The following is a 17397-nucleotide window of genomic DNA, read 5'->3' as shown; positions in this document are numbered from 1 at the left end:
TCAATGTCAAAGAACAAAACACCCAAGACCCAAAATCAGACCATAACGCCAATCACTCAGCGCCACCGCCCAACACATTCCCTCAGATGCCCACCGTCTCTCCGGTGTGTCACCGCCGCTTCCGCCGCGTCCCAAGCGCCTCAGCAGCGCCGGTGAAGGGGTATTTACGGATTGGGTCCGGGACCTGCAACCCCCATTTTGAAAAAACTTCACATTTCTCAGCGGAAACGCACTCATGTTAACAAAAACAATAGGTTGGATTAATATTTCTGGCCGCAGATCCGCTGAAACTCAACTTCGAACGCGCAATTGAGCGGTGTTTCGGTGGATTCGCGCCCGGTCGCAGGACTCCACCCCAGACTCACCCAAAAGAAAACGCCGCCCGAGTCTCCTCAGACGGCGTCGTTTCGTGAGTGGTATGCGTGACTACTTAAGATCGAACCGATCCGCGTTCATCACCTTGTTCCAGGCCGAGACAAAGTCGCAGATGAACTTGCCGCCCGCATCTGCCTGCCCATAGACCTCGGCCAGCGCCCGTAGCTGCGAGTTCGAGCCGAAGACCAGATCGACGCGGGAGCCGGTCCACTTGACCTCACCGCTGGCGCGGTCGCGGCCTTCGTAGACGCCTTTGCCCGCGGGTTTCCATTCGGTGCCCATGTCCAGCAGGTTGGTGAAGAAGTCCGTGCTGAGCGTTCCGACGCGGTCCGTGAGCACGCCGTGCTTACTGTCGCCGAAATTCGCGCCCAGAACCCGCAGGCCCCCGACCAGCGCCGTCATCTCGGGCGCGGACAAGCCCAGCAGTTGCGCGCGATCTACCAGCAGTTCCTCGGGCGAGACGGTATAGTCCGTCTTCTGGTAGTTGCGGAAACCATCGGCGATGGGCTCCATCACCGCAAAGCTGTCCACATCCGTCTGGTCCTGCGACGCATCGGTGCGGCCCGGCGCAAACGGGACCTCGACCTCGTGCCCAGCGGCTTTTGCCGCCTGCTCAACGCCCACGGTTCCGGCCAGAACGATCACATCGGCCAGCGACACTTTCTTGCCACCGGACTGCGCGTCGTTGAACGCCTTTTGAACGCCCTCCAACGCGTCCAACGCCTTGGACAGTTTCATCGGCTCATTGACGTCCCAGTCCTTTTGCGGCGCAAGGCGGATGCGCGCGCCATTGGCACCGCCGCGCTTGTCCGACCCGCGATAGGTCGAGGCCGAGGCCCAAGCGGTTGAGATCAGTTCCGAGACCGACAGGCCGGTGGCTGCGATCTTACCTTTCAGGTCGGCCACATCCGCGTCGTCGATCAGGTCGTGATCCACGGCAGGGACGTTGTCCTGCCAGATCAACTCCTCGGTCGGGGCTTCCTCGCCGATATAGTTCGAGCGCGGACCCATATCGCGGTGGGTCAGCTTGAACCAGGCGCGGGCGAAGGCATCGGCGAATTCATCAGGGTTCTCGTGGAAGCGTTTCGAGATCGGGCCATAGATCGGGTCCATGCGCATCGCCATGTCGGCGGTGGTCATCATGGTTTTGACCTTCTTCGACGGATCATGCGCCGCCGGGGCCATGTCTTCTTCCTTGACGTTCACCGGCTCCCAGATCCATGCGCCCGAGGGGCTTTTGGTCAGATTCCAGTCATATCCGAACAGCAGGTCGAAATAGCCGTTGTCCCATTTGATCGGGTTCGCGGTCCACGCGCCCTCGATGCCCGAGGTCGTGGTGTCGTCCCCCTTGCCCGAGCCGAACTTGTTGATCCAGCCAAAGCCCATATCCTCGATCGGGGCAGCTTCGGGTTCGGGGCCGACCAGATCGGGATCGCCCGCGCCGTGCGCCTTGCCGAAAGTGTGGCCGCCCGCGACCAGAGCAACGGTTTCTTCATCATTCATCGCCATCCGGCCAAAGGTGTCGCGGATATCGCGGCCCGAGGCCAGAACGTTCGGCTCGCCATCGGGGCCTTCGGGGTTCACATAGATCAGACCCATCTGCACGGCGGCCAGCGGGTTTTCCAGATCACGCTCACCGGAATAGCGGCTGTGAGGGTTGTCGGTGGGGGCCAGCCATTCGGTCTCGGTCCCCCAATAGATGTCTTCCTCGGGAGCCCAGATATCTTCGCGGCCACCGGCGAAGCCAAAGGTTTTCCCGCCCATGGATTCAATGGCGCAGTTGCCCGCAAGGATCATCAGGTCGGCCCAGGAAATCTGATTGCCGTATTTCTGCTTGATCGGCCACAGCAGACGGCGTGCTTTGTCAAGGTTGCCGTTATCCGGCCAACTGTTGAGCGGCGCAAACCGCTGGTTCCCGGTCGAGGCACCGCCGCGCCCATCCGCCGTCCGATAGGTGCCCGCGCTGTGCCAGGCCATACGGATGAACAACCCGCCATAGTGCCCGTAATCCGCCGGCCACCAATTCTGCGAATCCGTCATCAGCGCATACAGGTCCTCTTTCAGCGCCTTCATGTCCAGCGCTTTGAACGCCTCGGCATAGTTGAACTCGGCCCCCAGCGGGTTCGAAGCCGGAGAGTTCTGATGCAGGATCGACAGGTTCAGCTGGTTCGGCCACCAGTCCCGGTTCGACCGCGTGCCTGCGCCATGCATAACAGGGCATCCGCCCATGTTGGGGTTATCACTTCCGTCCATATCGATCTCCAATCCTGGCTCAGGTCTTGCCGTTTTGCGTGGTCAAATCTGTAACGAACAAGATCACAACAAGATGTCGGTGCAACCCTTGCCCAGATTAAAATCCCGAAAACTGGGATCGTCTGGCACCGGGCCTCACCGATTCTGCCGTCTTTCGTCCCGCAAGACATAGCAAATCAAAATCATGCAAATAAGTTTTGTTTTTGGATCGCAATCATAGTTTTTGATTATGATCGCAGGCAGCCCCGCGCCACCGCATCAACGTGCAGCCATCAGGGCCTCCAACCCCACGCGATAATTGGGATACAGTAATCTCACCCCAAGCTCGTCCTTTATCCGATCATTCCGCACTCGCTTGTTCTCATTGTAGAAACTGCGCGCCATTGGGGTCAGGTCGGCGTCTTCGAAAGGTACGGCGGGGGGCAGTGGCAGGCCCTGCAACTCAGCAGCGTAGCCGATCACATCCTGTGGCGGCACCGGTTCGTCGTCACAGACATTATAGACAGCGCCCGGGTTAGGCGCGGCCATCGACGCGGCCAGCACCTGCGCGATGTCATCCACATGAATGCGCGAGAAGACCTGCCCCGGCTTGATGATCCGCCGCAACCCGCCACGTTTCAGCTTGGAAAACGGCCCCCGGCCAGGACCATAGATGCCCGCCAGCCGGAAGATATGCACCGGCAGGCCGGGGATGGCCGACCACTGTTCCTCGGCCAACATCCGCCAGCGGCCCCGTTTGGCAGTTGGTGCGGGCGGGGTGCTCTCATCCACCCAACCGCCCTGATGATCGCCGTAAACTGCAGTGGTCGACAAATAGCCGACCCACTGGAACTGCCCGGCGCGCTCCGCGATTTCACGGCCCAGCGCGGCCAGAACCGGATCGCCATGCTCGCCCGGCGCGGTCGAGATCAGAAGATGGCTCACCCCGTCCAGATCAACGGTCTCTCCGGGCCAGACCACCGGATCGGCCTCTGATGCGCGGATGGCGGCGGTGCCTTCGGCGTCGCGCGTGGTGCCGATGATGTGCCAGCCTTTGGGTTTCAGAACCCGCGACAGGGCCTGCGCGGAATAGCCGTGGCCAAAAGAAAACAGCGTCTGTGTCATGCCCCTCTTGATGATCTGCGCAGGTCGGGGATGCAAGCGCCGGATGGACGCACTTGATTCGAATCCCCCAATGCGCCTTTCTTTTGGGCATGAGCCAGAAAACACCCGACCTGCACGCGGCCTATGCGCTGACCTCACCGGAAGAGAACAAACGTCTCTATGCCGAATGGGCCGGGGATTACGACGAAGGCTTCGCCGCGATCGAGGATTATCAATTGCACATCCACACCGCCCGCGCCTTTGTCAGCGCAGGTGGACAAGGCCCGGTTCTGGACGTGGGCGCAGGTACTGGGCTCTGTGGTGCTGTGCTGGCGGGTCTGGGGGTCGGACCGATTGACGCGACCGATATCAGCGCCGAGATGCTGGATCAGGCCATGCGCAAGGATATTTACCGCGACGCGATTGAGGCTGATCTGAACACAGGCATCCCGGTTCCGGATGACAGCTACGCCGGCATCGTCTCATCCGGCACATTCACCCATGGCCATCTGGGTCCTGAAGCCCTGCCCGCCCTACTGCGGGTCGCGCGCCATGGGGCGCAGTTCGCGCTGTCCATCAACGCCCAGCACTACCAGAAACTGGGCTTCGCCGATGTGCTGCACCAGCTTGGCCATGACCAGATTCGCAATCTGAACCTGTCCGAGGTGCGAATCTACGGCGACCTCGCCGCAGGGCCCAACAAGGACGACACCGCGCTGATCGCCCTGTTCGAGAAAGCCTAGCGCCCTTTCCAGACCGGATCGCGCTTTTCCGCAAAAGCACGCGCGCCCTCCAGATTGTCCTCTGACCCATAAAGCACATCGACGGTCGCCAGTTGCCGTTTGGTGATCCGGTTCATGATGTCCTGAAACTTCGCGTCCTCGGCCTCGCGCACAATCTCTTTGATGGCGGCGTAGACAAGCGGGGGGCCGCTGGCCAGCAACCGCGCCAGCTCCCATGCCCGGTCCATCAACTGATCGGCGGGGGTGATCTCGTTGATCAGTCCCCAGCGACGGCCTTCTTCCGCATCGAACCAGCGCCCGGTCAGCAGCAGTTCCATCGCGATGTGATAGGGGATGCGCTTGGGCAGTTTGGCGCTGGCGGCATCAGCGACGGTTCCCGATCGGATTTCAGGCAGGGCAAAGGTGGCATGGTTGGCCGCCAGGATCATGTCCGCGCTCAGCGCCAGTTCCAGCCCGCCGCCGCAGGCGATGCCGTTGATCGCGGCGATGACCGGTTTGTTCAGATGTCGCAACTCCTGCAAACCGCCGAACCCGCCGACGCCATAGTCACCATCCACCGCATCGCCATCCGCTGCCGCCTTCAGGTCCCAGCCGGGGCAAAAGAACTTCTCACCCGCGCCGGTCAGGATCGCCACACGCAGGTCTGGGTCGTCGCGGAAATCCCGGAACACCTCTCCCATGATGCGGCTGGTGGCCAGATCAATCGCGTTGGCCTTGGGCCGGTCCAGGGTGACTTCGAGAATGGCACCGTCGCGGCGGGTTTTGATCGGAGTCATAAGCGTGCCTTTCGGATCAGCGCATCCACTGCAACCGCCCCGTCGGCGGTGCAGATCAGCGGGTTAATCTCAACTTCTTCGACGCATGCCGCGTTGGCAATGACATAGTTCTGTACGGCTTCTGCGGCATCGAGGATGGCCTCGACATCCGCCGGAGGTTTGCCGCGATACCCTGCCAGCAGCGGCGCGCAGGCCAGACGATCCAGCGCCCTGCGCAAGGTCTCGCGGGGCGTGGGGATCAGGATCGATACCGTGTCGCGCAGAATTTCGGTCAGAACGCCGCCCGCGCCAATGGTCAGAACATAGCCATGCGCTGGGTCGCGGGTGACGCCTATCAAAAGCTCGGCCACCGCGCCGGTGGCCATCTCCTCGATCAAAACCTCATCTGTCCCGACCGATTGCACGGCCTCGGCCAGTTCAGACGCTGAAACCCAAAGGCGCACCGCGCCATGTTCGGATTTATGCGCCAGCCCGACGCCCTTCACCGCGAAGGGGCCTTTCAGGTCCCGGACCCGCGCTGTGTCTTCGGCCCGCACCACAATACTGCGGGGAACAGACAGTCCGAATTCTGCCAAGGCCGCCTTGGCCTCTGCCTCAGTCAAAACGTGGCCGGCCATCGCACCCGAAGGCAAAAGCACCGGCTCCATCTGTGCCGGCAGTGGCCGCGCCGCAGCTTCGACCGCAGCCAAGGCCTCGTGCAGACCAGCGAAGGGAACTACGCCGCCCTCCAGCAGGCGCTGCGCAACCGGTTCCGGCATCAGTTCCGGCAATGTTGCGGCCACCGCAAAAGGGCGACCGGTTTGCGCAACACAGTTCAACGCAGCCTGCGTGGCACAGTCCCAATCCGTCGGATCGGTGTGCGGATAGTCCACAATTGCTAGAGTTAGAGCCTTTTCTGACCCGGTCAGCCCCGCCCATGCGCGGGTCATCGCATCCGTGTCGCGCCAAATATAGGTGTGGTAATCCAGCGGGTTCGCCAGCGCCACCATCGGGCCCAGAGCCGCGCGCAGGTCGGCCTTTTGCGAGTCGGTCAAAGGAGGGAAATGTAGGTCGCGACCCTCCGCCATATCCGCAGACAGGCTCGCCTCACCCCCCGAACAACTGATCATGCCCAGCCCGTTCCCATCCAAACGTCCAGTGACATGCAGCAGCTTTAGGCATTCCAGAAAACTGGGAATGTCGTCCAGCCGCGCAATGCCCAACCGATCGAGGAACGCCCGCGCGCCCGCATCCCCACCCGCCAGTGACGCGGTATGCGAGATCGTCGCCGCCCGCGCCTGCTGCGACCGACCCATTTTCAGCGCGATGATTGGGATGTTCCGGGCGCGGGCTTTTCGGACAAGCGCCTCCCACTTGCGCAGATCGCCGAAGCCTTCGATGTGAACACCAATCGCCGTAATCCGATCATCGTCCAGCAGGGCCGAGGCGATGTCGGCCTGATGCGTCTGCGCCTGATTCCCGCAGGTCAGCATGACGGCCAGCGGCAGCGACCGGCGCTGCATGGTCATGTTGATCGCGATATTCGAGCTTTGCGTCAGGATCGCGACGCCGCGCTCCACCGCCCGCATGCCATGCTGATCGGGCCAGACCGCCACCCGGTCCAACGCGTTGACAAAACCATAGCAATTGGGCCCGAGGATCGGCATCTCACCCGCCGCCGCGACCAGTTGCGCTTGCAGATCAGCGGCCTGATCATCTTCGGCCCGCGCCTCGGTGAAGCCCGACGCAAAGCAGACGGCACCGCCCGCGCCCGCCGCCGATAACGCTGCGACCGCCGAAACAGTCGCATGCCGGTTGATCCCGACAAAGGCCACATCCGGAGCGCCCGGCAGGTCTTCTATCGTGGCAAAGGCCGGTGTGCCGCCAACCTGTTCCGCAGTGGGATGGACCGGCCAGATCTCGCCCTGAAACCCGAACTTGCGGGCCTGAGCGATCACGGCGGCGCACCAAGCACCGCCGCCGATCACCGCCAGCGAAGACGGGTTCAGAATGCGCTTCATGCGCCCAGCGCCCTCAGCAGGTCGCGGCTGATAATGTGGCGCTGGATCTCGCTGGTGCCGTCCCAGATGCGTTCCACCCGCGCGTCGCGCCAGAAGCGTTCCAGCGGATAATCGTCCATCAGGCCCATCCCGCCGTGAATCTGGATCGCCGCATCCGTCACCCGCGCCAGCATTTCCGAGGCATAAAGCTTGGCCGAGGCAATCTCGCGATTCGCAGGCAGACCCTTGTCCAAACGATCCGCTGCAGCCAGCGTCAGCAGATCGGCGGCATCAATCTCGGTGATCATGTCGGCGATCTGGAAGGACACGCCCTGAAACTTGCCGATCTTCTGGCCGAACTGTTCGCGGGTGGCGGCATAATCCAGCGCGTAATCAAACGCCCGCCGCGCACGGCCCACGGACATGGCCGCAACCGTGATGCGCGTGGCATAAAGCCAAGTGTTCATCACATCGAACCCGCCATCAACCGCGCCCAGAACCTGAGCGTCCGGCAAACGGCAATCGTCGAAATCCAGAACCATGTTCTTGTAGCCCCGGTGGCTGACGGATTTGTACCCGTCACGAATGGTGAACCCGGGGGTGCCCCGATCGACCAGAAACGCCGTGATCCGCTTTTTAGGGCCTTTTTCTGTCTGATCCTCGCCGGTCGCGATGAAGACGATGATGAAATCCGCATGCTCCGCGCCAGAGATGAAGTGTTTGGTCCCATTGACCACCCAATCGCCCCCATCACGGACTGCGGAACACTTCATGCCCCGCACGTCCGACCCCGCACCTGGCTCGGTCATCGCCAGCGCGTCCATCTTCTCACCCCGGACGGCGGGCATCAGATAACGCTCGACCTGCTCGCCCTCGCAGGCCATCAGGATGTTCTGCGGTCGCCCGAAGAAATGGGTCAGCGCCATCGAACCCCGGCCCAGTTCCCGCTCGACCAAGGCGAATTCCAGATGGTTCAGGCCTGCACAACCCACGCTTTCGGGGAAGTTGCAGGCGTAAAAGCCCAACTCAATGGTCTTGCGCTTGATCTCATCCGCGACCTCTTGCGGAACCTCTCCGGTGCGTTCGACAATCTCTTCAAATGGGTAGATCTCGTTCTCGACAAAACTGCGCACGGTCGAGGCGATCATCTCCCGCTCGTCGGACAGGCCATATTGCATTTGCAGTCTCCGCATCTGGGTTTGCGCGTATGGTGCCGAAGGTTGAAATTCGGATCATGCAGAAATAGACAGATTTCATGCAAGACTGGATAAAATCGCCTGCAGCACCGCAGCAAATCGGAGTGCTTCTGTTTGACGGATTCTCGAACCACTGCCTTGCCAACACGGTCGAGCCATTGCGGGCCGCCAACACTCTATCCGGTCGTACCTTGTATGACTGGCGCTTCCTGTCCCTGACAGAAGGACCGGTCACCTCCTCCTCAGGCCTGCAGGTCGCGCCACATGGGGTGCTTCAGACGTCCGGCGGAGACATGCTAATGGTCATGCCGTCTTACGGCTTTCGCGCCTATGGCGGCTGGCAAACGCAGGCCGGGCTGCGGGCTGCGGCGGGGCGGTTCGAAACGCTGGTGGGCCTCGACACCGGCAGCTGGTTGCTAGCGCGCGCTGGCCTGCTGGACGGGCATCGCGCGACCATTCACTGGGAGGAACTGGTCGGTTTCACCGAGCGTTTTCCCGAAGTTGAGGCCGTGCGCGAGCGATATGTCATAGACGGCAACCGCATCACCTGTTCCGGCGCGATGGCGGCCTTTGATCTGGTGCTGCACCTGATTGGGCGGGATCAGGGGCAAGCGCTGGCGCTTGAGGTGGCGCAGATGTTCATGACCCGCGACTCTGCACGGTCGCATTCCGGGGGTGCGGGGGCGACCAGTAGCAGCGTCAACGCGGCGCTGGCGCTGATGCAGGAACATCTGGAAGCGCTTTTGCCAGTGGCCGAGATCGCCCGCCGGGTCGGACGGTCGCAAAAAACCCTGTCGGTACGGATGCAGGCTGAACTTGGGGCCGGTCCAGCGCAGGTCTACCGGCGGCTACGGCTGAATCTGGCCCGCAAACTGGTGTCCGAGACGGATCTGAGCATCCGCGAGGTTGCCTTGCGCGCAGGCTATGACGATCCCAGCGCGCTGACGCGGGCGTTCAAGGCAGAGTTCGGAACGACCCCCCGCGCGCTGCGGACAGGCTAGGTGTACATCTGTTTCTTGTAGGCCCGCGTGCGAGTCGTCGCCTCGGCGGACCCGTCATGATATGTGCCGAACCACTTGTCGAACGGGATTTCCGAGGTGCCATAGTTGCATTCGAAATACCGGTGGTGAAGCTGGTGAAAGAAATCACCGGCCCGCGCGGCCTCGGTCTCGCCTGCTTTCAGCTTTTCGAACCCGGAATGGGACAGGACCGGGCTGATCTGCTGGAAATAGCTGTGAAACAGAAGGTGCAGAGGATGCGAGGGCACGATCAGGTGGATGAAATATGTGGTGAAGTAGAGGATATTCTCGAACCAGTGGTTCGAAATCCCTGACCACGGGCCGATATTGACGTTGCGGTGATGCACGGCATGGACGTGTTTATAAAGCTTCGGGTGATGTTCCAGCCGGTGCACCCAGTAGAAATGCAGCCCGGACCACATCGGGATGAACAGCATCCAGATCACGAACCATACCGGCGCGCTGGTCCATGTGACGGTGGGCACCCATCCGTTTGCCATCGCCCAGTAGATCACCCATTGGTAGACAGTCGCGACGGTCATAGCGCTGCCAAGCGTCCACCATATATTGTCCAGAACCTGATTGCGGAAGGTAAAGTTGCCGTTGTCGCGGGTCAGGTCGCGGCGGTCGAATTTTTTGTACATGCCCTGACCTTTGCGCATGTACAGCCACCAATGCAGGCTGCCCGCGACCAATATCTGCGGCACCATGTTCAGCAGCCAGATGCGGACCATCCAGCCGGGTGCGAAGCTTTGCATCGACTCTAACGCAGGGAAAAACAGTACGTAGGCGATGATGGCGAGCGCCATGCAGAGGGTCAGTGAGGTGATTTGCAGCCACGCACCGCTATACCATCGCAACACCGCTGCCGGTCTGGGCGGCCAGTTGAACAAGGGGTTCAGCCCCACCGGCCCTTCCGGGTGGTAGTGCCAGCGGGCGGCTTCGGGGTCCTGCGTCGCGTCGGTCATGGCTGTCACTCACTAGATTGCAGTCACGTCGCATAGTCCGAGCCTTCGGCGTCGAGCATCGCTTTGATCTCACGCAGATGCGCCTCGGCCTGATCGGGGTAATCGTCCAGTTCCTGCGCGGTCTTCTCGGCGATCTCATCCGACAGTATGCGCAGGGGCTGACCGGTTTGCAGCGCGCGGATGTAAGTCTCGGCGGCGCGCTCGAAATAATAGAGTCTGTTAAAGGCATCCGCCGGGTCGCTACCCAGAACCAGCACCCCGTGATTGCCCATGATCATGACCTTTTTCTTCGGGTCAGACAGCATCAAGGCGCAGCGTTCGCCCTCGCTCTCAAACGCCAGACCGCCGAATTCCTGGTCGACAACGTAGCGATCGAAGAAGGTCGCCGTGTTCTGATCAATCGGCGGCAATGAACTGTCGGCCAGCGAGGCCAGCACCGTCGCAAAGATCGAATGCACATGCATCACGCAGCGCGCATGCGGGCAATGGCGGTGGATCGAGCCGTGCAACCCCCAGGCCGTCGGGTCCGGCGCGCCGGGCTGGTCCATCACATCCGGGTCATTGGCGTCCAGCAGCAACAGGTCCGAGGCGCGGATGCGCGCAAAGTGCATCTGGTTAGGGTTCATTAAAAACTGCGTGCCGTCTTCGTTCACCGCCAGACTGAAATGATTGGCCACGGCCTCGTGCATGTTCAGGCGCGCGGTCCAGCGGAAACTGGCCGCCATGTCCACGCGTTGGGGCCAATGGTCCATATTGGGGCGAAGACTGGCGAGACTCATGGGGTGGCTCCTTTGGCAGGTCTGTGGAAAAGCCTGCCCCCGGCCCCGCGATTTGACCAACGAAAAAAACGCATCTATCCCATTAGTGGAACTTATGCCAAGGTTATGAAGATGCAGAAACAGCTTCCGCCGCTGGGATGGCTGCGCACGTTCGAGGCTGCGGCCCGCCACCTGTCTTTCACCGGCGCGGCGCGCGATCTAAACATGACGCAAAGCGCGGTCAGCCAGCAGATCAAGTCGCTGGAAGGCCATCTGGGCCAGCCCCTGTTCCTGCGGCGCCCCAAGGCGCTGGAACTGACCGAGGCCGGTATCACCTACCTTCCAGTGGTGCGTGAGGCATTTCGGACTCTGGTCCAGGGCACCCAGGCCGTCACCGGTGCGCAGCAGAATGCGGTGCAGGTCCAGTGCAATATCAGTTTCGCAGTCAACTGGCTGGCCCCGCGCCTGCCCGCCTTTCGGGCCGCGCATCCGGATGTGCAGTTGAACATCTTCACCGAACTGTGGGAGCCGCGCGAGATGGCCGAAGGGGCCGCGGTCGAGATCCGCTTCTCTCTACGGCCTGCTGACTCGGTCCGGACCGAGTTGTTGCGCCGCGAGTTCTACTACCCGGTCTGTGCGCCCGGCTATCCGGTGACGCTGGACAACCTGCAGCAGCAGCCCTTGTTCGATTGCTCGAACCTACTGTCAAACTGGTCAAGCTGGGCGGAGGATCAGGCTCTGACATGGGAAAAACCGGCCATAACCTATGCAACAACCTATCTGGTCTGCCTGTCCGCCGTGATGGCGGGCGGCGGGCTGTGTCTGGCCCATGATGCCATCGCGAGCCACCTGATCGAGCACGGCTTGCTGGTGGCCCCCTTCGCCCATCGCGCACCGATGCCCGAGGCATATTACCTGCTTCTCTCACCGCAGGCCGAGGAAACCCCCGGCGCGGTGGCCTTTGCCAATTGGGTGCGCCATGAGATTGGGGCAGAGGCGTAACGCTCCCGCCCCGCGTCAATGCCCCTTGCGGGGTATTTCCTTGGGTTGGGCCGGGCAGCGCTGGCGCGCTGCGGGCGTGCCGGACCGGACGGGCCGTGGTCCGGCAGATGTGATGTTTTCATGATACCGAATAACCGGGGTTGCACCTGACCGCGCATTCGGGAAAGTTGAGCCATGGACTACACTCCCTTCCCAAGCTGGCCCGATGTCGCCCCCCGTCTGATTGCCGTTGCCGCGGGGCGCGAGGCTGCGGATATGGTCATTCGCGGCGGTATCTGGGTCAACGTCCATAGCCGGGAGTTGCTGTCGGATCATTCTGTCGCGATCGCCGAAGGTCGGATCGCCTTTGTCGGGCCAAGTGCGCAGCACTGCATTGGGCCGGACACGCAGATCATCGAAGCGAATGGCCGCTATATCCTGCCCGGCCTGTGCGATGGGCATATGCACATCGAATCCGGCATGCTAACCCCCGCGGAATTCGCCCGCGCGGTGATCCCCCATGGCACGACCACGATGTTCACCGATCCGCATGAGATCGCAAATGTACTGGGTCTTGAGGGCGTGCGCATGATGCATGACGAGGCGATGATGCAACCGGTCAACATCTTCACACAGATGCCCTCGTGCGCGCCGTCGGCTCCGGGGTTGGAGACGACGGGGTATGAAATCACCCCCGAGGATGTGGCCGAGGCGATGGCATGGCCCGGCATCATCGGGCTGGGAGAGATGATGAATTTCCCCGGTGTGATCCATGGCGACCCCAAGATGCTGGCGGAAATTGCAGCCACGCAGCAGGCGGGTAAAACGGTTGGCGGACACTATGCTTCGCCTGATTTAGGGTCTGATTTTGCCGCCTACGTCGCGGGCGGCCCCGCCGATGATCACGAAGGCACTTGCGAGGCCGACGCCATCGCACGAGTGCGGCAGGGGATGCGGTCGATGATGCGGTTGGGCTCGGCCTGGTATGACATCGAAAGCCAGATCACTGCGGTGACCGAAAAGGGTCTGGACCCGCGCAACTTTATCCTCTGCACCGATGACTGCCATTCTGGCACTTTGGTCAATGACGGCCATATGAACCGGGTGGTGCGCCATGCGATTGCCTGCGGGTGCGAGCCGCTGGTTGCGTTGCAGATGGCCACCATCAACACCGCCACGCATTTCGGGCTGGAGCGTGAGATCGGCTCGGTCACGCCGGGGCGGCGGGCGGATATAATCCTCAGCTCTGACCTGACGGAATTGCCCATCGAACTGGTAATTGCACGCGGGCAGATCGTGGCCGAGACGGGCGCGATCACGGTCGATTGCCCGCATCTGAACTGGCCTGACAAGGCCCGCAACACAGTGCATCTGGGGCACGCGCTGACGGGCGATGACTTTGAGATCAAAGCCCCCGCCGGGGCGAATCGGGTGCGCGCCAATGTGATCGGCGTTGTGGAAAATCAGGCCCCGACCAAGGCGCTGAAGGCCGACTTGCCAATCATCGGCGGGCTGGTCGAGGGCGAAGGCGACGTCTGCCAGATCGCGCTGGTCGAACGGCACCGCGCCACGGGTGGGGTGACCAATGCGTTTGTCTCGGGCTTTGGGTACGAGGGGCGGATGGCCATGGCCTCGACCGTGGCGCATGACAGCCACCATATGATCGTGGTGGGCACCGACCGCGAACAGATGGCGCTGGCCGCGAACCGGCTGGCCGAGGTTGGCGGCGGCATCACCATCTTCCGCGAGGGTCAGGAACTGACGCTGGTGGAACTGCCCATCGCGGGCTTGATGTCGGACAGCCCTGCCGCGCAGGTCGCGGCCAAGGCAGAAGAGATGGTGCAGGCGATGCAGGCCTGCGGCTGCACGCTCAACAACGCTTACATGCAACATTCCCTGCTGGCGCTGGTTGTGATCCCGGAATTGCGGATCTCGGACCTCGGGCTGGTGGATGTGCGCAGTTTTAAAAAGATCGACCTGCTGGAGCCTTTGGCATGACAATCATAAGAACCCCTGACGCGCCTGCTCCCGAGCAATTCACCGATCCTGCAGCGGCAGTGGCGCGGCTTGAACAGCTTTATGAACAGGCCATCCTGTTTCTGTGCGACAGTTTCGCCAAAGCGATGGACGGCGAGGCACCAACGGAACGATTCAGAGCCTATTACCCGGAAATTCGCATCAAAACCCGGTCCTACGCGCAGGTCGACAGCCGGTTGAGCTTTGGCCATGTCTCAGAACCCGGTGTCCACGCCACCACCGTCACCCGCCCCGATCTTTTCCGGTCCTACCTTGTCCAGCAGATCGCCTTGCTGATCAGAAACCATGACCAGCCGGTGACCATCGGCGCCTCGGACACGCCGATCCCGGTGCATTTCGCGGTGGCCAACAACCCCGATCTGGTGGTGCCGCATCAGGGGGCCGCTGGATTCACCCTGCGCGACGTGTTTGACGTGCCCGATCTGACGACCACCAACGACGACATCGTCAACGGCATTCATGACGCCGAGGATGAGATCGGCCCGCTGGCCCTGTTCACCGCGCAGCGCGTGGATTATTCGCTGGCCCGTCTGGCCCATTACACGGCGACCGACGCCAGCCATTTCCAGAACCACGTGCTGTTCACCAACTACCAGTTCTACGTCACCGAGTTCGAAAGCTACGCACGCGCGCAACTGGCCGACCCCGACAGCGGCTACACCAGCTTTGTATCGACCGGAAATGCGGCAATCACCGACGCCGATGGCGTTCTGGATCAGCTGCTGAAACTGCCGCAGATGCCCACCTATCACCTCAAGCGCGAAGACGGCTCGGGCATCACGCTGGTCAATATCGGCGTCGGGCCGTCGAATGCCAAAACCGCCACCGATCACATCGCGGTTTTGCGCCCGCACGCCTGGCTGATGGTCGGCCATTGCGCCGGGCTGCGGAACACGCAGGCGCTGGGAGATTTCGTTCTGGCCCATGCCTATCTGCGCGAAGACAAGGTTTTGGACGATGACCTGCCCGTCTGGGTGCCCATCCCGCCGCTGGCCGAAGTTCAGGTGGCGCTGGAACAGGCGGTGGCCGAGGTCACCGAACTGGAAGGCTATGAGTTGAAGCGCATCATGCGCACCGGAACCGTCGCCTCGGTCGACAACCGCAATTGGGAGTTGCGTGATCAGTCCGGCCCGGTGCAACGGCTCAGCCAGTCGCGGGCGATTGCGCTGGATATGGAAAGCGCCACCATCGCTGCCAATGGCTATCGGTTCCGGGTGCCCTATGGCACGTTGCTGTGCGTGTCGGACAAGCCGCTGCACGGGGAATTGAAGCTTCCGGGCATGGCCTCGTCCTTCTATACCACGCAGGTTAGCCGCCATCTGGCGATCGGAATCCGGGCAATGGAGCACCTGCGCGGCATGCCGTTAGAGCGTCTGCACAGCCGGAAATTGCGTTCTTTTGACGAAACAGCCTTCCTCTGACGCAAAAAAGCAACGTTTTGCCCATATTTTTAGGGGTTTCAACGCTACTATTCGTTGTGTTCCTCCACAATATCCCGTTACAGTTACGCGGTGAGGCCCAAGACATCGGGCACGTTAAGGAGACCAAGAAATGGCAAAGCCTATGACAAAGACTCAGCTGGTTGCTGCTCTCGCTGAGGAAATGGGAACCGACAAGAAATCCGCGAATGCGGCGCTGGAGGCCGTGACCGGTCTGATCACCCGCGAAGTTTCGGCCGGTGGCGCAGTGACCCTGCCCGGCGTCGGCAAAATCTACTGCCGCGAACGCCCCGAGCGTCAGGTTCGCAACCCGGCCACTGGTGAGACCTTCACCAAAGAGGCCGACAAGGTTGTGAAAATGACCATCGCGAAGGCGCTGAAAGACAGCGTGAACGGCTGATTTCAGCCTTTCTCGGACAAAACGATTGAGGGTCGCCTTCGGGGGGCCCTTTTTCGTTTGGGAAAAGGGGCGTTCGGAGTTGCACGTACCGGGGTTCTTCTTTTGGTATGCATTGAATCCAAATTGACAAATTCTGCGTCAAACACCAGCGTCGACCTCGACGCCAGAGTAACGACTTAGCGTGTTTTGATGCACTTCACGTTGACCTGGGAGGAAACTCTCCCGTTCCAGATTCGCTTTTGAGGCATACCGCAGAAGGCATGTGGTGGTCGTTCAAAGTGTACTGTACACAATCTGCACCGCCAATACGCTGTTCCCGTCTTGGTCGAAGTAGACATTCACACTCATTCCATATGGTACGGATGCTCGTATTCGGTCTAAGACTCCACGTGTGGGAAACTTTGGCCCATCATTGCGAATTGACTACGATGCCGAAATGCGCAGTGCGCCGTCACGCGGTTCCACATAAGGATTTTCAAGGCTAAAACTGTCTTGTCGCATCGAAAATCCTTGCGCTTCCATGAAGCTGCGGGACGCCGTGATCCCGCCCGAGGCTGACAGTACCCGAAAAATACACACTTCAGCTTCGCTGGTTTGGCGGATCTTCGTCCAATCCATCCGCAACGACGCAGGTGGCTTCGAGTTCTCTTGTTCGTTCACGAGACACGATTGCGGGTCGGGAAATCGTTCCGCCGCATCCATCGCAGCTTCGTCCATTTCCAGGGCATATCGCGTTGCATAGGGTGGGATTTCAACTTCAGTTCGAAGGGACCGATCCCTTAGTTCAATCCTGTCCCAATTCCAATCAGGCAAGAGCCACATGACAGCGATTGTGAGAAAGACGACTTCCACTTTGCGAAACGCATCGATCCAGTGCAACACAGGACGACCCTTGGTCCGTCTTGTGAAAATCACGATCAGAATTGCCGCGAAGGCTAAGTGCAGTGGTTGGCCAATGCCAGTCAACAAACTGAACGCCGAAGCGGCCCCTGCGAAGACAAGAGAAACTCGTTCTGATGACCACCTCCATTTTTGTCCGGCTTTCCACCATGCAATCAATACGGCGGTAGTACCGGCAATAAAGAGGTAGGGGAGGAAGAGGCCCAGAAGAAATGCAATAAAATTAAATAGTAGAAAAAAGATAAAGAGTGGTCCGGCAAAACCATAGAGGTCGCTCGGCTTCAATCCAAGAGCTGTTTCATCCGTCGTTCCAAGCCACCAAGAAAAAGAGATCACACCAACGACGAGAAGGTATTTTAAGGTGCGTGCAGCGTTCATCCAAAAGGAATCCGATATTAGTTTTCAACAACTAATAAGAGAACAGGGATTACACCTTTGCAACGATATTCGTCTCTCCGGGTGAAGCTCCATTTGAGAGGTAGGTGTGTCT

General features: G+C 60.8%; 14 protein-coding genes. 6 read left to right on the top strand and 8 right to left on the bottom strand.

Annotation, left to right across the window (positions count from 1 at the left end; translation table 11 throughout):
- Positions 1-426: 426 nt before the first annotated feature.
- Positions 427-2628, bottom strand: coding sequence for a catalase/peroxidase HPI (gene katG / locus ACR0NJ_RS16225; protein ID WP_480818169.1), 2202 nt, complete (start codon positions 2626-2628; stop codon positions 427-429).
- Positions 2629-2886: 258 nt separating this feature from the next.
- Positions 2887-3732 (bottom strand): SDR family oxidoreductase, encoded by an 846-nt coding sequence (locus ACR0NJ_RS16220; RefSeq protein WP_480818168.1) that lies wholly within the window; start codon positions 3730-3732, stop codon positions 2887-2889.
- A gap of 89 nt (positions 3733-3821) precedes the next feature.
- On the opposite strand from ACR0NJ_RS16220, the gene ACR0NJ_RS16215 reads away from it, so the two are divergent.
- Positions 3822-4454, top strand: a complete 633-nt coding sequence (locus ACR0NJ_RS16215) for a class I SAM-dependent DNA methyltransferase (RefSeq protein WP_480818173.1) — start codon at positions 3822-3824, stop codon at positions 4452-4454.
- On the opposite strand, the gene ACR0NJ_RS16210 is transcribed toward ACR0NJ_RS16215, so the two are convergent.
- The 3 genes from ACR0NJ_RS16210 to ACR0NJ_RS16200 are packed head-to-tail and all read right to left on the bottom strand — an operon-like array spanning position 4451 to position 8387.
- The gene (locus ACR0NJ_RS16210; RefSeq protein WP_480818167.1) at positions 4451-5230 is read right to left on the bottom strand and encodes a carnitinyl-CoA dehydratase; all 780 of its coding nucleotides are present in this window, start codon (positions 5228-5230) and stop codon (positions 4451-4453) included. The two genes, ACR0NJ_RS16215 and ACR0NJ_RS16210, sit on opposite strands and share 4 nt — an antisense overlap.
- A complete protein-coding gene (locus ACR0NJ_RS16205) occupies positions 5227-7230 on the bottom strand; it encodes an acetate--CoA ligase family protein (protein ID WP_480818166.1) in 2004 nt (667 codons plus the stop codon). The genes ACR0NJ_RS16210 and ACR0NJ_RS16205 overlap by 4 nt, the downstream gene beginning before the upstream one ends.
- Positions 7227-8387, bottom strand: a complete 1161-nt coding sequence (locus ACR0NJ_RS16200; RefSeq protein WP_480818165.1) for an acyl-CoA dehydrogenase family protein — start codon at positions 8385-8387, stop codon at positions 7227-7229. The genes ACR0NJ_RS16205 and ACR0NJ_RS16200 overlap by 4 nt, the downstream gene beginning before the upstream one ends.
- A gap of 77 nt (positions 8388-8464) precedes the next feature.
- Here ACR0NJ_RS16200 and ACR0NJ_RS16195 point away from each other — a divergent pair, with 77 nt between their 5' ends.
- Complete coding sequence (locus tag ACR0NJ_RS16195; RefSeq protein ID WP_480818164.1) at positions 8465-9406, top strand: GlxA family transcriptional regulator; 942 nt, start codon at positions 8465-8467, stop codon at positions 9404-9406.
- Here ACR0NJ_RS16195 and ACR0NJ_RS16190 read toward each other — a convergent pair.
- Positions 9403-10392, bottom strand: coding sequence for a sterol desaturase family protein (locus ACR0NJ_RS16190; protein ID WP_480818163.1), 990 nt, complete (start codon positions 10390-10392; stop codon positions 9403-9405). The two genes, ACR0NJ_RS16195 and ACR0NJ_RS16190, sit on opposite strands and share 4 nt — an antisense overlap.
- A 23-nt stretch (positions 10393-10415) precedes the next feature.
- Entirely contained in the window at positions 10416-11171 is a 756-nt protein-coding gene (locus ACR0NJ_RS16185) for a class II aldolase and adducin N-terminal domain-containing protein (protein ID WP_480818162.1), read from the bottom strand.
- A 111-nt stretch (positions 11172-11282) separates the two neighbouring features.
- Between ACR0NJ_RS16185 and ACR0NJ_RS16180 the strand changes: the two genes are divergently transcribed.
- From ACR0NJ_RS16180 to ACR0NJ_RS16165, 4 genes are all read left to right on the top strand, one after another.
- Positions 11283-12152: a LysR family transcriptional regulator gene (locus ACR0NJ_RS16180; RefSeq protein ID WP_480818161.1), complete on the top strand. Its 870-nt coding sequence runs from the start codon at positions 11283-11285 to the stop codon at positions 12150-12152.
- A 174-nt stretch (positions 12153-12326) separates the two neighbouring features.
- Positions 12327-14129, top strand: a complete 1803-nt coding sequence (gene ade / locus ACR0NJ_RS16175) for an adenine deaminase (RefSeq protein ID WP_480818160.1) — start codon at positions 12327-12329, stop codon at positions 14127-14129.
- Complete coding sequence (locus ACR0NJ_RS16170) at positions 14126-15589, top strand: AMP nucleosidase (protein ID WP_480818159.1); 1464 nt, start codon at positions 14126-14128, stop codon at positions 15587-15589. Before ade ends, ACR0NJ_RS16170 begins: the two co-directional genes overlap by 4 nt.
- Before the next feature lie 130 nt (positions 15590-15719).
- Entirely contained in the window at positions 15720-16007 is a 288-nt protein-coding gene (locus ACR0NJ_RS16165; RefSeq protein WP_050605937.1) for an HU family DNA-binding protein, read from the top strand.
- A 423-nt stretch (positions 16008-16430) separates the two neighbouring features.
- Here the strand turns inward: ACR0NJ_RS16165 and ACR0NJ_RS16160 are convergent, their stop codons facing one another.
- Positions 16431-17285 (bottom strand): hypothetical protein, encoded by an 855-nt coding sequence (locus ACR0NJ_RS16160; protein ID WP_480818158.1) that lies wholly within the window; start codon positions 17283-17285, stop codon positions 16431-16433.
- Between the last annotated feature and the right edge of the window lie 112 nt (positions 17286-17397).

Source organism: Ruegeria sp. F11 (assembly GCF_056533855.1).
This window is presented reverse-complemented; position numbering and strand designations above follow the sequence as displayed.

Bases quoted from the DNA above. Each gene is read 5' to 3' on its own strand.
- ACR0NJ_RS16220 (WP_480818168.1), bottom strand. From the start codon at position 3,732: ATGACACAGACGCTGTTTTCTTTTGGCCACGGCTATTCCGCGCAGGCC.
- ACR0NJ_RS16180 (WP_480818161.1), top strand. From the start codon at position 11,283: ATGCAGAAACAGCTTCCGCCGCTGGGATGGCTGCGCACGTTCGAGGCT.
- ACR0NJ_RS16210 (WP_480818167.1), bottom strand. From the start codon at position 5,230: ATGACTCCGATCAAAACCCGCCGCGACGGTGCCATTCTCGAAGTCACC.
- ACR0NJ_RS16170 (WP_480818159.1), top strand. From the start codon at position 14,126: ATGACAATCATAAGAACCCCTGACGCGCCTGCTCCCGAGCAATTCACC.
- ACR0NJ_RS16205 (WP_480818166.1), bottom strand. From the start codon at position 7,230: ATGAAGCGCATTCTGAACCCGTCTTCGCTGGCGGTGATCGGCGGCGGT.
- ACR0NJ_RS16195 (WP_480818164.1), top strand. From the start codon at position 8,465: ATGCAAGACTGGATAAAATCGCCTGCAGCACCGCAGCAAATCGGAGTG.
- ACR0NJ_RS16165 (WP_050605937.1), top strand. From the start codon at position 15,720: ATGGCAAAGCCTATGACAAAGACTCAGCTGGTTGCTGCTCTCGCTGAG.
- ACR0NJ_RS16190 (WP_480818163.1), bottom strand. From the start codon at position 10,392: ATGACCGACGCGACGCAGGACCCCGAAGCCGCCCGCTGGCACTACCAC.
- katG (WP_480818169.1), bottom strand. From the start codon at position 2,628: ATGGACGGAAGTGATAACCCCAACATGGGCGGATGCCCTGTTATGCAT.
- ACR0NJ_RS16200 (WP_480818165.1), bottom strand. From the start codon at position 8,387: ATGCAATATGGCCTGTCCGACGAGCGGGAGATGATCGCCTCGACCGTG.
- ACR0NJ_RS16185 (WP_480818162.1), bottom strand. From the start codon at position 11,171: ATGAGTCTCGCCAGTCTTCGCCCCAATATGGACCATTGGCCCCAACGC.
- ACR0NJ_RS16160 (WP_480818158.1), bottom strand. From the start codon at position 17,285: ATGAACGCTGCACGCACCTTAAAATACCTTCTCGTCGTTGGTGTGATC.
- ACR0NJ_RS16215 (WP_480818173.1), top strand. From the start codon at position 3,822: ATGAGCCAGAAAACACCCGACCTGCACGCGGCCTATGCGCTGACCTCA.
- ade (WP_480818160.1), top strand. From the start codon at position 12,327: ATGGACTACACTCCCTTCCCAAGCTGGCCCGATGTCGCCCCCCGTCTG.